The organism is Sulfuricurvum sp., from assembly GCF_023250475.1.
Classification (GTDB): domain Bacteria; phylum Campylobacterota; class Campylobacteria; order Campylobacterales; family Sulfurimonadaceae; genus Sulfuricurvum.
On sequence record NZ_JAHFAQ010000066.1, the window covers coordinates 1 to 12,385 of the forward strand.

Below are 12,385 nucleotides of genomic sequence, written 5' to 3' on the forward strand. Positions count from 1 at the left end.
GCTCAAATTGGCTCCTTCACTTAATCAAACTTTGGGGGGATTATATTAAAATGTCACTTTTGCATTGCTTTTAAAATTTAATCATAAAGAGTTCATAGAATGTTATATTGGTTTCACAAAGCCCTCGGAATTAATCTATTTCAATACATCACCCTCCGTGCCGGGGTCGCTTTTTTCATCGGAATGCTCCTAACTTTATTTTTTATGCCCCGCTTTATCGCCTGGGCTCAGCGTTCGGCCCGCGTTCAGCCGATCAATGAATACGTCAGCGCCCATCAGGGAAAAGCTAAAACTCCCACTATGGGGGGAATCGTTTTTGTCGCCTCCACGATTATCGCATCCTTGCTCACCGTCAACATCATGAATCCGTTTGTCATCGGCGGGCTCCTGACATTGGTATTCTACGCCTATATCGGATTTACCGACGACTGGGGGAAAATACGTGGAGGAGATAACCTCGCTGGACTTAGTGCGCGTGCCAAACTTGGACTGCAGCTTGTTTTCGGGGTCACCATCGGATTATTTTTGATCTATGTTGCCAAGCTCGATACCGGATTTTATCTTCCGTTTATCAAATCAAGTCTTTTTGATATGGGATTTTGGAGCGTTGCGTTTTGGGTATTCGTTATGATCGCCACCTCCAATGCCGTCAATCTCACCGACGGACTCGACGGACTCGCAACGGTTCCCTCGATTTTTGCACTCCTCTCGTTGAGTATCATCGTCTATATCGTCGGTAATGCCGCTTTGGCCCACTATCTTTTGATGCCGAAAATTCCTGCGGGAGAGGTGGTCATCATCGCCAGCGCCCTCATCGGTTCACTGCTCGGTTTTTTATGGTACAACTGCCATCCCGCACAAGTATTTATGGGTGACAGCGGGTCCCTTACGATCGGTGCTTTCATCGCCTACATGGCCATCATCGGAAAAAGCGAAATCCTCCTTATCCTTATCGGCCTCATTTTCGTCATCGAAACGGTATCGGTCATCTTGCAGGTCGGAAGCTACAAGCTTCGGAAAAAGAGGGTCTTTTTAATGGCGCCGATCCATCACCACTTTGAGATGAAACAATGGGCGGAGAACAAAATCATCGTCCGTTTCTGGATCATCTCGCTCCTCTCCAATATCTTCGCACTCATCACATTAAAGATTCGCTAATGAAAAAACAAAATATCGCCTGTTTCGGGTACGGTAAAACGACCCGAGCTATTGCCAAACACTTCGGTTCCTGTACTTTTTTCGATGATAAAATTGCCGTCTCTTCGGTAGATGAAGAGGGAAATTACCTTAAACCTATCAGCGAATTTGACACCCGCCTCTTTACCCATGAAATACCATCGCCGGGGTTTCCCCCCTCACATCCTCTGATACAGCAGGCTAGCCACCTCATCAGCGAATACGATTTTTTTGCCCCGAAAATGCCGTTTTCGATCTGGATCAGCGGCACCAACGGAAAAACAACCACTACTCAAATGGTTGAACACCTCCTTAGTGATAAAGGGGCCATCAGCGGCGGTAATATTGGAACCCCGCTCGCCGATCTCTCCCCCGATGCTCCGATCTGGATTTTAGAGACGAGTTCGTTTAGCATGCACTACAATAATGTTGCCCGTCCCAACATCTACGCCCTCCTACCGGTCACCCCTGATCATGTCAGCTGGCACGGAAGTATGGAGGCCTATTATGATGCCAAACTCAAACCTCTCTCTATGATGAAAGAGGGAGAAGCAATTATTTTACCGAAGATGTTTGCCGATACTCCGACAAAAGGGTTTAAAATCGTCTATGAAGATGAGAAAGATCTTGCGGAGTATTTTGGGTTTGACGCCTCTAAAATCAAATTCAAAGGGGCATTCTTGATGGATGCCATGATTGCCATGGGGATTGATAAAATCCTCTATGACCGATGCGATTATGACCGTATCAATGCTTTCATCCTTGATCCCCACCGTCAAGAAGAGTTTCGTGACGGGCGTGACCGCCTGTGGGTGAACGATTCCAAAGCGACCAATATCGACGCGACCCTCGCTGCCCTTCGCACCTATAGCGATTATCCGATCCATTTGGTTCTCGGCGGGGATGATAAAGGGGTAGAGCTAGAAGAGCTGTTTACACCCCTTAAACGCTACGATGTAAGTGTTTACGCTATCGGAGCCAACGCTCTGCGTCTTGAAGCGCTCTGCAAGCAGTATGATATCCCCTGCACCCTCTGTCACACTCTCGATGTGGCGGTAGAGCGTATCAGCAAGAAACACAACCGTCACAGCATCGCGATGCTCTCTCCTGCAGCGGCAAGTTTAGATCAATTTACCTCATACGCTCAACGCGGAAATCTCTTTAAAGAGCTTGCAAAAGCGACAAAATAGTCGCTTCATGAGATTTAAGCTTATTTTTAAGCTTACCTAGCTATAATTTCGTCCTCACAAACGTGGCCAATTAGCTCAGTCGGTAGAGCAAATGACTGAAAATCATTGTGTCCTTGGTTCGATTCCGAGATTGGCCACCACCACGTTTTAAAACTCCCGAAATTAAAAACATCAGATCTTTCCTACACTCAAAGATAGACGTTTGTTTGTACCTTTTTTTTAAAATCTTTTTTCATACGTTATTAGCCAATTACGTCCTTCACGTCGTATACCCTCATGCTTCCCTTGATACGATGGATAAATCACCGGTTCATTAAACAGATTTTTTGCACTCAATGTCACCGTCGAAGATTCATCGATATCATACGCAACGGTTTCATCGATGACCATCGTAGCATCGAAAGTCTGTGCGTTGCCGGTATTGTTACGAGAATACCCATTTTTAGGACCGTTGTAGTACCAAGCCGTGTTGATGCTCAACGCCTGCGACAGCGGATAAATAAAATATCCTTTACTTAACACTTCAGAGATTTCAGGACTTTGCACTTCGACCGGATGGTAATAATCGGGAGTAAAATACTCGGTTCTGACATACGATAAATTCGCCATTAATTCGGACCCGTTCCCGAAACGGCGAGTAAACTCCAGCTCTAAGCCTTTGGCATTGCGCTGTCTATGATTGGCGTAATCCCCGGGAAAAGAAGGGGGTTCATGCTCAATTCTGTCAATTACATCCTGCATAATCGAGTAAAACAGGTTGGTTCGTAAAATTGTATTTTGATTCTTATGCGTATAGGCCAATTCGTACGTATCTATCAACTCCGGAGTCAAATTCGCATTTCCGTTTTTTAATCCGTCCTGCACCGATTGAAATGCTTCCACGTAAGAAGGAGCTCTGTATGAGCGTCCGTAAACCGCTTTTACAATATTGCCCTCATCCAGTCGATAGACCGAACCCAAACGGTAACTGAACATTTTCTCAAACAATGAATAATCATCCAGTCGCATATTGCCAGAAATATCCCAATCGCCATTGATAGAATAGATATCCTGAAAATAGACGGATTTAATCCATTGATCATTGTCGCCGTTCAAAAAACCGTATTGTCCGTCCAGATAAGCCAACGCGTCGGAAATGATAAAAGGCCCTCCGTCTAATTGCGTTCGAAGTGTAGTTCCAAAGACATTTTTCAGTGTATTGATCTTTTGTGCACCGACCCCGAGCATCCACTCATGGTTCTCGATATTTTCCCCTTTGAGGTTCATATCGATATATGAGTTTAATTGCCGGTAGGTCGGGTTTATACGAAAAATCAGACCGCTTCCGCCGTAATCTTCATACACGGTTGAGTCAAACGTAAAATCGTAATAGTTCACCCCAACTTTTGTATCCAAATGCAGATCATGATCGAGAGCGTGTCTATTTTGAAGTTCGACAATACCGCTGTGATTACGCTGATAACCGCCGAAAACAGGTTCAAGCGTTTCATTCAATCCGTAAAAGTTGTCCGTCACTTCGGATTTATATCGTGCGATCAAGGTAAAATCACTATTTTTAGCCGTAACACCGATGGAGTAATCTTCAAAATTCTCCAGACTATTATAGTCCGACCGCGCATAGGACGCCTCTTGGGCCGCTACAAACGCCCTACCGGCATCTACTGTTTTATTGCTGTGCTGATGATAGCTGTCGATTCCGATATTCCATTGACCGATATTGAGATGCTTGACAAATCCGGCTTTGGTGTAATCATAACTCCCTACCGAGCCGAATACGGCATCACCATCCCCGGTCTGCGAACTTTTGGTAATGACGTTGATCGCTCCGCTAAATGCCCCCGGACCGTAAATCGTTGATGCCGATCCGCGAAGCACTTCGATACGGTCGATCAACTCCACCGGAAAATCGAGATAGAAATAGCTCGTGCTGTATAGATCGCTCCCGACATCCACCCCGTCGATATAGAGCTTATATTTGTCAAAAACAAACGTATCGGGATTGTGAGCGCCTCGGATAATCACCTGCTTCCATCCCGTATGCAATATGGATGTTTCAATCCCCGGAAGAATCCCTATCGCTTCATGCAGATTACGGACACCGATTTTTTTAAGTTTATCGGCATGTAAAACAGAAACGACTGAGGGCTGATAATCTATATTGAGTTTAGTTTTGGTAGCGATACCCGTCACTTCGTTTAACATAGAAGTAAAATCATCATCAAAAGCGTCAACCGAACAGGAAAAGAAAAAAACACCCATTAAAACGTAGTAAAATTTCATCAACAATCTCTTATACTTAATAGGTAAATTGTACCTAAGTTAATCATAAATTAACTATTACTTATATAGTATCAATTTATGTTACTACACATTGGATTAGGATGACACACTCGCTTATCGGAAAATTCGCATGGGTATTCTGGCTGCTTTACATCGCAGTCATCGCCCCCATATTTATCTTTATTCAAATCAATGTCTCTTCGGTTCTCAACGAAAGCGAAAAAGCAAAAATCGAGTTGGTGACCCAAACGCTCAAACCGATCATTTCCACCTATCTGACATTCGATCAGCAAGAGATGCTCAGCGATACCCTGCGTACTTTTTTTCAAAACCCTAATATTTTGTATGTATCGCTAACCGATGCGAACAATACTGTTCTTTTTAAGCAGCGCTATCCCCATTCCAAAATGCAAGAGACGATTACCTTCTCGACCCCTGTGATCGATTCGATCACTCATCAAACACAAGCAACCCTTGTCATCAGTTATTCCAATAACTTCGTGCACGATCTTCAAACTAAACTTTTTATGCAGCTCATCCTTCTCTCGCTGTTTGCACTCCTCATTTTTTCCATCACCTATTTCTATTTTCAGAAACAGTTTTTTGTTCTTCGTCTTTTATCAAATTGGATGGGAAACTATTCCATTGATAAAGATACCGAACCGTTCAAAAACAATAATACAAATACTGAGATCACGACCATTACCCATTCTGCCAATAAAATGCTCGAAACCATCGACAACTACCGTTGTCAAATGGAACAGATCAACAATGAGCTTGAGCATCGGGTTGAAAACGAAATTATCAAACGTCGTGAAAAAGAACAGCTCCTGGTTCACCAGTCACGCCTTGCGGCAATGGGTGAGATGATAGAGAGTATTGCCCATCAATGGCGTCAACCTTTGAATATTATCGGCTTGGCAATTGCTGATATCAATATGAAACGGGTACTTGGCTTGCTCAAAGATGACGAAATTGAAAAAAACAGCGCCCTTATTAATAATAATCTGGCTTTTATGTCAAATACGATCGATGATTTTAGAAATTTTTTCAATATGGATAAAGAGTGTCTTTATTTCGATCCCGTCCAACCCATTAATGAAATATTTGCCCTTTTAAGTGAACAACTTCGCTATGCCAACATAACCTATCTTGTACATCAAAATTGTGACAAAGAAATTTTCGGTGTTGTTAACGAATTCAAGCAAGTTATTTTGAATATTGTCAATAATGCCCAGGACGCCATTAAAAGCAAACAAAAGCTGGCAGGCGGAAAGATCGAAGTTACATTGCATTGTGATGAATACCATCTTTATATCGATATCAGCGATACGGGAGGGGGAGTTCCGTCCAAGATAGTTGAGCGTATTTTTGAACCTTATTTTACAACCAAACTGCATAACAAAGGTACGGGTATCGGTCTTTATATGTCCAAAGTCATCATTGAACAACATTTCGAAGGGTCTCTCACTGTGAGCAATACCGAGGTAGGTGCCCGATTTATATTGGCTATGGCGCTTAGACAACCATGAAAAAATCAATTCTTCTCTTTTTCATGCCGTTTCTCCTCTGGGGGACAACGTATGATTCGACACTATTGCAGATAGGGGCAAAACTGTTTCCCAAAGTCGCCTTGATGGAAAAAGGGACCAAAGAACGTATTCAATCGACCGTAAACTTTGTCATTATTACGGCACCCTCAAACAAAGAGGCCGCACAACGATTATCAGAGATGATTGATCGTCAATACGGTGGAGTTCTTAGCAATTATACACTTACCCTCTCCATCGTTTCGCCGAAAGAGGCATTGGAGATCAGAAATGTACATGGCTTTTTTTTACTTTTGGATCCGGAAGAAAGTATCCTTTCCCCCCTGTTAGAACATGCTCGTCAGACTAAAACATTGACGTTTGCCTTTGATCCCCTACTGCTGCAAAAGGGGGCTGCCGTTTCGCTTTACATCGGTAGAAGCGTCAAACCGTATATTAACCTCACTACGCTCAAGCAGGTACCGTTTACCTTTGAGTACGGTTTCTTGAAACTTTCTCAACCCTATTAACCGCTTCCTCGAAAGTATCCACTTTCACAATTAAGCCGTATAAACTTCTACTCTGTTTCTGCCGTTCTTTTTCGCTTCGTACAATGCCCCGTCCGCTTTTTCAAACAATGTTTTTTTGGTATCTTCACTGGAGAGTTGTGCAATACCAAAGCTCAACGTCATCTGATTTTCGACATAGCTAAACGAATGCAGCTGAACGAGTTTTCTTAAGTTTTCGGCTAAATTGCAAGCACCGGCAAGGTCTGTTGAAGGGGTTAATATGACAAACTCTTCCCCTCCCCAACGTGCGAAAATATCTCCGTTTTTAATGTTATCCGAAACAAGATCTACCAAATCTATTAAAATGATGTCGCCTGCTTGATGCCCGAAAGTATCATTGACCAGTTTAAAATTATCAACGTCAAAAATAATCAAACTGAGGGTGATATTATTCTGTTTCGCATTGGCGATCTCTAGACTGAAGATGTCTTCAAAATTTTCCCGGTTATTTATCCCGGTCAGATTGTCTTTATACGCTTTTTGTTCCAACGTATTGGTCATAGAATAGAGTTCGTCAACTTTGTTTTTCATTGCTTTGTTGATATTTCTCAACTGCTGTTTGGTTTGTTCGAGCTCAGTTATATCGTGCCGAACCGCTATGTATTCTACAATATCTCCGTCAACGTCCAATATCGGTATGACCGTTGTGTCGACAATGTACTGCCCGCCGTCTTTTTTCATATTGGTTACAACGCCGTTCCAGCTTTTTTTCGCTTTGATGGTGTCCCATAAATCTTTAAACGCTTCTCTGGACATATCCGGATGTCGAATAATGTTGTGCGGTTTTCCTATGAGTTCATCGCGTGTATATCCCGATATCTCGCAAAATTTGTCATTAACATAGGTTATTACCCCTTTTGGATTCGTTTTCGAGACAATATTGCTTAAATCAACCGCTTTTTTATATTCCGCTAAAAGATTGGTATTCTCGCTCTTATAATTACTGTTACTGCTTATTATCGTTTCAAAATTAGCGGCCAAGTCATTTGCCATCCGCAACGTCAGTGAATCGATTTCGCTTTGAAGTGCATAGGAGAGATTCCCATTTTCAAAAATAACCTGTTCTATGGCATTTTTTAGTTTTATTATGAGTGTAAACAGATCCGCTATAGTGATGTTGTAATTATTCAAAAGTTGCAAAAATTCTATTTTAACTTGGCATTCTGAAACGGTTGCGCGCCATTCAATAACACTGATGAAGCAATCGCAGAACTCATAAAAAAGATGGGTATTCTTTTCTATGACCGGCAGCGAGTGTCGATGAAGTACATTTTGCACCTCATTTTTATTCATCCAAATTTTGATAATTTCATTTCTATTGATCCGAAGAAAATAGGAGAACTCTTCACTATTTATAATTTTAATCACATAAACTCACTTTTATACTCTCTTAGTATTTTATGGATACGATTGTAGTACAAATAGTATAAATTTTCTTATTCTCAAAGGTTATACTTTGGTATGATGGCGATTTTACAATCTCAGTGCGGGAGAGGTCATGAAAGGTATTGGGATCTTATTATCCGTTATTGCAATAACGACAACCTTATGTGCTGAAAATTCAGAAAAAAAATGGATACCTCTCCAGCCGATGCAAATGCACGATAATGCTATACGCGATAGCAATAAATCCAAACATTCAACCGATACTAAAATGGTTCAAAATATTAAAGTGATTAAAAACTTGCTCGATCATATAAATAGTACAGGTTTAAATACCGAAAATGATAAAAAATGGTACTCCTTCGAGCCTGCGGATAGTGAATAAAATATCCGTGTTTAGATTAGTCCGTCACGCTGCATCCGTTCTTGGAGAGCAATTAGGATGTAGGCACTAACGGTTCCACCGTGAAATTGTCGAATTTTATCCTCCCATACCGTCGGTATCGTAATCAGTTTCTTTTTCTTCTCCTTATCACTTTTTACACTCTCTTCTCTCTCGCTCATAGCTGCAGAACTTTTTACTTTTTCAATATTTTGTAGAAAACTTTTTTTTGCCATTTTATATCCTTTATATATATTTTAGATATTTATTTTATATTTAATATGGATTTTACTTCCGAGATAAGCTCATCCATTTCCTGATCGGCTTTGCTAAAAATCCGATACTCTTTGATACTCTTGCCCTCCCCGACCGAATGGGCGATATCGACACGCTGCCGAAGGATCGAAACCATCAGTTCAAAATGTTCCGACATACAGATAAAATCGACCAGCTCGCCGAAGCGTTTCATTCCCGGATTGATATTGTTAAAAAGGATATGCGTTTTGATCGTCTCACCTTGTATCACCGAGAGGCTTTTGAGTATCTCTTCGTATTTTTGCAAACCCATAAGATCAAATGGCTTATCACTCACAGGGGTGATAAGCAAATCCGATGCAATGATGGCGACACGATTAAAGGCACTGTCAAATCCCCCCGAATCAATAATGGTAAGAACATCGTCCGAATCGGCCGCCGCATATTCCGCCAACTCTTCGGCGGTGTTAAAATGGATCATCGGTATCGGGGAGAGCCCCTGTTCATGACGCAGCGCATTGGTCACGGTAAGAGAGCGCTGAGTATCAAGATCGACAATCCGCGTTTGGATAATACCGGAGAAATATACGGCAAGATTCCACGCAACCGTAGATTTGCCGACTCCCCCTTTTTGATGCGATAAAGTCAGTATCATAGATATGCCTTATATATTTATAGGATATTGAAAGTATATATTTTAGATACTTAAAAATACTCAAAAGAAAGAACTACCGAAATTAAATATTGATTCACCATATTGTCTAAAAGAGGAGTATAATTAACATTATCGCGAAAGGAACTATTATGACTGAGCAGCAGCTACTTACTTTATTTGTCGGGATTATCGCGATATGTATGGTATTCATCACAATGGTAATTGTTTTGATAGGAATCAATTCCATGAAAACAATGCTGAAAATACAGGATTTTATGACTCACGTTCAAAATGAGCTCAGTTTCCTCTCGACAAAAGCGGTGTTGACTCTCCACGAAGTCAACGAACTCCTTATCAATCTTAAACAGGAGACAAGATCCCTGAGTGAAAAATCAAAACTCTCATTGCACGAGTTACACGATTTGATCTCATATCTCCATGATGAGACCAAAGAACTTGCCCTTAAAGCTTCCAACGGTATCGCAAAAGTTACGATGGGATCACTTGCTATCGGCGCCATCTCTCAATTTTTCAAGAAAAAAAATAATTCCTAGGAGCATACAATGAACCAAAACAACACCCTGACTTTTATCGTCGGTGCCGCACTCGGTGGTATCGCGGGATACTATCTTTTCAAACATCAAGACGAAATCGTCGATAAGATCCATGAACTCGAAGGAAATCTCAATATCGATCATAACGCACTGATTGACAAAGCAAAAAATAAACTTGATGCATTGACCCAAAATGTTCAATCCACCATTGAGCGCTACACACACGGCGGTGAGGACAAATCCGCCGACGAGATTACCGCGATCATGGCAGAGCTTGCTAAATTACGTGAGGAAGTCAGAGAGCTAAAAGCGATTTGAAACCGTTCATCCTCTCTCATGGGAGGATGAACGGTTTGTTTTTCGCATTGTTCTAAGCGTTGTCACCGTAAAGGCGACGATAGCAGGTCCTAAAATAACTCCCCAGAATCCGAATGTTGCCAGTCCCCCCACAATGGAAAAAAAGATCACAAACTCATTGATACGGGGTTTTCCGCGACTGAGGGTACGGTTTACAAAATTCAAAATCACCAGCTTGACGATGTTGTCGATAAAAAATGCCATCATTGCATACGAATAGATCGATATGATCAGAACATTCATAATATTCCCTTGAAAATACTCGTGTATCACGACCGGAATCCATACCAATGCCGTACCCACAACCGGTATAATCGAGGCAACTCCCGTTAAAAATCCGAGCAGCAATGCATTGTAACCTTCAAAAAAAGCGATGAATATTCCAAATGCTAGCCCCTGAGCGATCATCACCCCGACTAACGTATAAAAGACTACGGCGATCATCGTTGTCATCTCATCCAAGAATTCACGCTTGATCGAGCGCTTTAGGGGGATAATCGGGAGGAGAAACAGGGTAATGCTACGACCGTACCACATCAAAAAGAAAAAGAAAATAACGATCATCGCCATCTCTCCGAGCATCGCCATAAACGTTTTTAGCCCGTTGCCCAGCCAGCCAGCCATAAATGCGATAATCTCGTCTTTATGCAGTTTGGAGAGGGCGATTATATTATCGATAGGGTCTTTGAGCCAAGCAAGATACGACGGTAAACGGGTGTTGAACAAATCGACTTGATTGGTAAAAGTACGGATAAGTTCCATCGTATTGGCAGGGTGGTCAAGAAGTTGAAACAAGAACAACGAAATGGGAACAAAAATGATAAGGGCGAGTCCCAATGTCACAATGGCGGCGGATGTCACCGAAGCGAAATTTCTCAATTTATCATAAACATCTATCCGAGCTTTAACAATTCGATATACAGGAGAAACGGCCATAGCTAAGAGCAATGCGACAAAAAAGCTTTTTAAGAAGGGGGAAAAGAGCCATAAAATCAGAATAAATGCCCCGATTCCAATCCATCGTAAAAAATTATTTTGTCGCATATGAGTATTCCTTATCTCTGTTGAGAGTGTATAAAATGGGTAAAACTTCCATCTTTGGCTTCTAAAACTTCACGCGTCCCCTCTTCGAGAATCACTCCGTTTTCGAGCACGTAGATATAATCGGCACGCGTCACCGTACTAAGACGATGGGCAATAATAATAACGGTCTTCTCTGCCAAAAATGTCTCCAACGCCTCAAACAGAGCATTCTCCGTATGAACATCAAGCGCCGAAGTCGATTCATCGAAGATAACCGCTTTCGGGTTAGCCAACACCATCCGTGCAATACTGAGACGCTGACGCTGACCGCCGGAGAGTCTTATACCGAATTTCCCCACCTGCGTCTCTAACCCCATCGGCAATGCAGCGACAAACTCCAAAAGCTGCGCAATATTCAATGCTTTAAAAATAATCTCATCGCTGATCTCATCGCCCATAGTAAGGTTAAATCGGAGAGTATCGTTAAACATCAAAGGCTGCTGCAAGACAACAAACACTTCATCCCGTACTTTTGAGAAGCCGATCGCATTGACACTCACACCGTTATAGAGGATATCTCCCGATGTCGGAGGATAAAAACCGACCAGCAATTGAGAAAGGGTGCTTTTCCGCTTCCGCTTGCTCCGATGATAGCAACGGTACGCCCGGATTCGATATTGAGATTCACCCCTTTTAACACCGGTTCTTTCTCATCGTATCCGAAAACAAGATTTTTCGTTTGGATGGAGAGGGCTTTTGTCTCCCCTAAAGGGTTTTCAGAACCCGCAAAAGAGGGTTCGGTCGGAAGAGAGAGAAGTTCATTCAACCGAGCAAGAGCATTTTTAGCGTTCGCAAAGCTGTATTGCATCGAGAGCAAATCCTGCACCGGGGTCATCATAAACCACAAATAGCCGAAGATGCCGAACATCAGCCCTATACTAAGATCCGAATAAAGAACCATCACCAACCCAAGGGCTCGAAAAATCTCAAATCCGCTCAAAAACAGGGTATAGGAATAACGCTCACCCCTCA

Annotated in this window: 13 protein-coding genes, 1 tRNA gene and 1 pseudogene; 8 read left to right on the forward strand and 7 right to left on the reverse strand. The window is 42.2% G+C overall.

The window, feature by feature from the left end:
- Positions 1 to 99 precede the first annotated feature (99 nt).
- The 3 genes from mraY (at position 100) to Q0C19_RS07380 (ending at position 2,506) form a co-directional block, all read left to right on the forward strand.
- Complete coding sequence (gene mraY / locus Q0C19_RS07370; RefSeq protein WP_295054584.1) at positions 100 to 1,158, forward strand: phospho-N-acetylmuramoyl-pentapeptide-transferase; 1,059 nt, start codon at positions 100 to 102, stop codon at positions 1,156 to 1,158.
- Positions 1,158 to 2,366 (forward strand): UDP-N-acetylmuramoyl-L-alanine--D-glutamate ligase, encoded by a 1,209-nt coding sequence (murD, locus tag Q0C19_RS07375; RefSeq protein ID WP_295054587.1) that lies wholly within the window; start codon positions 1,158 to 1,160, stop codon positions 2,364 to 2,366. The genes mraY and murD overlap by 1 nt, the downstream gene beginning before the upstream one ends.
- Positions 2,367 to 2,430: 64 nt before the next feature.
- Positions 2,431 to 2,506, forward strand: a tRNA-Phe gene (locus Q0C19_RS07380).
- Positions 2,507 to 2,585: 79 nt separating this feature from the next.
- Here the strand turns inward: Q0C19_RS07380 and Q0C19_RS07385 are convergent.
- A complete protein-coding gene (locus Q0C19_RS07385) occupies positions 2,586 to 4,646 on the reverse strand; it encodes a TonB-dependent receptor (protein ID WP_295054590.1) in 2,061 nt (686 codons plus the stop codon).
- Between the two features lie 101 nt (positions 4,647 to 4,747).
- On the opposite strand from Q0C19_RS07385, the gene Q0C19_RS07390 reads away from it, so the two are divergent.
- The gene (locus tag Q0C19_RS07390; protein WP_295054593.1) at positions 4,748 to 6,178 is read left to right on the forward strand and encodes a HAMP domain-containing sensor histidine kinase; all 1,431 of its coding nucleotides are present in this window, start codon (positions 4,748 to 4,750) and stop codon (positions 6,176 to 6,178) included.
- Entirely contained in the window at positions 6,175 to 6,705 is a 531-nt protein-coding gene (locus Q0C19_RS07395; protein WP_295054595.1) for a hypothetical protein, read from the forward strand. Before Q0C19_RS07390 ends, Q0C19_RS07395 begins: the two co-directional genes overlap by 4 nt.
- Before the next feature lie 30 nt (positions 6,706 to 6,735).
- Here the strand turns inward: Q0C19_RS07395 and Q0C19_RS07400 are convergent, their stop codons facing one another.
- On the reverse strand, positions 6,736 to 8,112 hold the full coding sequence (locus Q0C19_RS07400; protein ID WP_295054598.1) for a sensor domain-containing diguanylate cyclase: 1,377 nt from the start codon (positions 8,110 to 8,112) through the stop codon (positions 6,736 to 6,738).
- A 130-nt stretch (positions 8,113 to 8,242) separates the two neighbouring features.
- On the opposite strand from Q0C19_RS07400, the gene Q0C19_RS07405 reads away from it, so the two are divergent.
- A complete protein-coding gene (locus Q0C19_RS07405; protein WP_295054601.1) occupies positions 8,243 to 8,512 on the forward strand; it encodes a hypothetical protein in 270 nt (89 codons plus the stop codon).
- 11 nt (positions 8,513 to 8,523) lie between these two features.
- On the opposite strand, the gene Q0C19_RS07410 is transcribed toward Q0C19_RS07405, so the two are convergent.
- Together Q0C19_RS07410 and Q0C19_RS07415 are read right to left on the reverse strand one after the other, a co-directional pair.
- Entirely contained in the window at positions 8,524 to 8,745 is a 222-nt protein-coding gene (locus Q0C19_RS07410) for a hypothetical protein (protein ID WP_295054604.1), read from the reverse strand.
- A gap of 29 nt (positions 8,746 to 8,774) precedes the next feature.
- Positions 8,775 to 9,419, reverse strand: coding sequence for a ParA family protein (locus Q0C19_RS07415; RefSeq protein WP_295054606.1), 645 nt, complete (start codon positions 9,417 to 9,419; stop codon positions 8,775 to 8,777).
- A gap of 149 nt (positions 9,420 to 9,568) precedes the next feature.
- Here Q0C19_RS07415 and Q0C19_RS07420 point away from each other — a divergent pair, with 149 nt between their 5' ends.
- Both Q0C19_RS07420 and Q0C19_RS07425 read left to right on the forward strand, forming a co-directional pair.
- Complete coding sequence (locus Q0C19_RS07420) at positions 9,569 to 9,973, forward strand: hypothetical protein (protein WP_295054609.1); 405 nt, start codon at positions 9,569 to 9,571, stop codon at positions 9,971 to 9,973.
- A 9-nt stretch (positions 9,974 to 9,982) separates the two neighbouring features.
- Positions 9,983 to 10,291, forward strand: a complete 309-nt coding sequence (locus Q0C19_RS07425; RefSeq protein ID WP_295054612.1) for a hypothetical protein — start codon at positions 9,983 to 9,985, stop codon at positions 10,289 to 10,291.
- A gap of 6 nt (positions 10,292 to 10,297) precedes the next feature.
- Here Q0C19_RS07425 and Q0C19_RS07430 read toward each other — a convergent pair whose 3' ends face one another.
- The 3 genes and pseudogenes from Q0C19_RS07430 to Q0C19_RS07440 form a co-directional block, all read right to left on the reverse strand.
- Positions 10,298 to 11,374, reverse strand: coding sequence for an AI-2E family transporter (locus Q0C19_RS07430; protein ID WP_295054615.1), 1,077 nt, complete (start codon positions 11,372 to 11,374; stop codon positions 10,298 to 10,300).
- Positions 11,375 to 11,385: 11 nt separating this feature from the next.
- Entirely contained in the window at positions 11,386 to 11,964 is a 579-nt protein-coding gene (locus tag Q0C19_RS07435) for an ATP-binding cassette domain-containing protein (RefSeq protein WP_295054618.1), read from the reverse strand.
- Positions 11,910 to 12,385 (reverse strand): annotated as a pseudogene (locus tag Q0C19_RS07440) (ABC transporter ATP-binding protein); the annotation flags it as partial. The gene Q0C19_RS07435 and the pseudogene Q0C19_RS07440, both read right to left, overlap by 55 nt.

Coding starts and splice junctions, on each gene's coding strand:
- Q0C19_RS07420 (WP_295054609.1), top strand. CDS start 9,569: ATGACTGAGCAGCAGCTACTTACTTTATTTGTCGGGATTATCGCGATA.
- Q0C19_RS07385 (WP_295054590.1), bottom strand. CDS start 4,646: ATGAAATTTTACTACGTTTTAATGGGTGTTTTTTTCTTTTCCTGTTCG.
- Q0C19_RS07405 (WP_295054601.1), top strand. CDS start 8,243: ATGAAAGGTATTGGGATCTTATTATCCGTTATTGCAATAACGACAACC.
- Q0C19_RS07410 (WP_295054604.1), bottom strand. CDS start 8,745: ATGGCAAAAAAAAGTTTTCTACAAAATATTGAAAAAGTAAAAAGTTCT.
- Q0C19_RS07415 (WP_295054606.1), bottom strand. CDS start 9,419: ATGATACTGACTTTATCGCATCAAAAAGGGGGAGTCGGCAAATCTACG.
- Q0C19_RS07425 (WP_295054612.1), top strand. CDS start 9,983: ATGAACCAAAACAACACCCTGACTTTTATCGTCGGTGCCGCACTCGGT.
- Q0C19_RS07430 (WP_295054615.1), bottom strand. CDS start 11,374: ATGCGACAAAATAATTTTTTACGATGGATTGGAATCGGGGCATTTATT.
- Q0C19_RS07395 (WP_295054595.1), top strand. CDS start 6,175: ATGAAAAAATCAATTCTTCTCTTTTTCATGCCGTTTCTCCTCTGGGGG.
- Q0C19_RS07390 (WP_295054593.1), top strand. CDS start 4,748: ATGACACACTCGCTTATCGGAAAATTCGCATGGGTATTCTGGCTGCTT.
- murD (WP_295054587.1), top strand. CDS start 1,158: ATGAAAAAACAAAATATCGCCTGTTTCGGGTACGGTAAAACGACCCGA.
- mraY (WP_295054584.1), top strand. CDS start 100: ATGTTATATTGGTTTCACAAAGCCCTCGGAATTAATCTATTTCAATAC.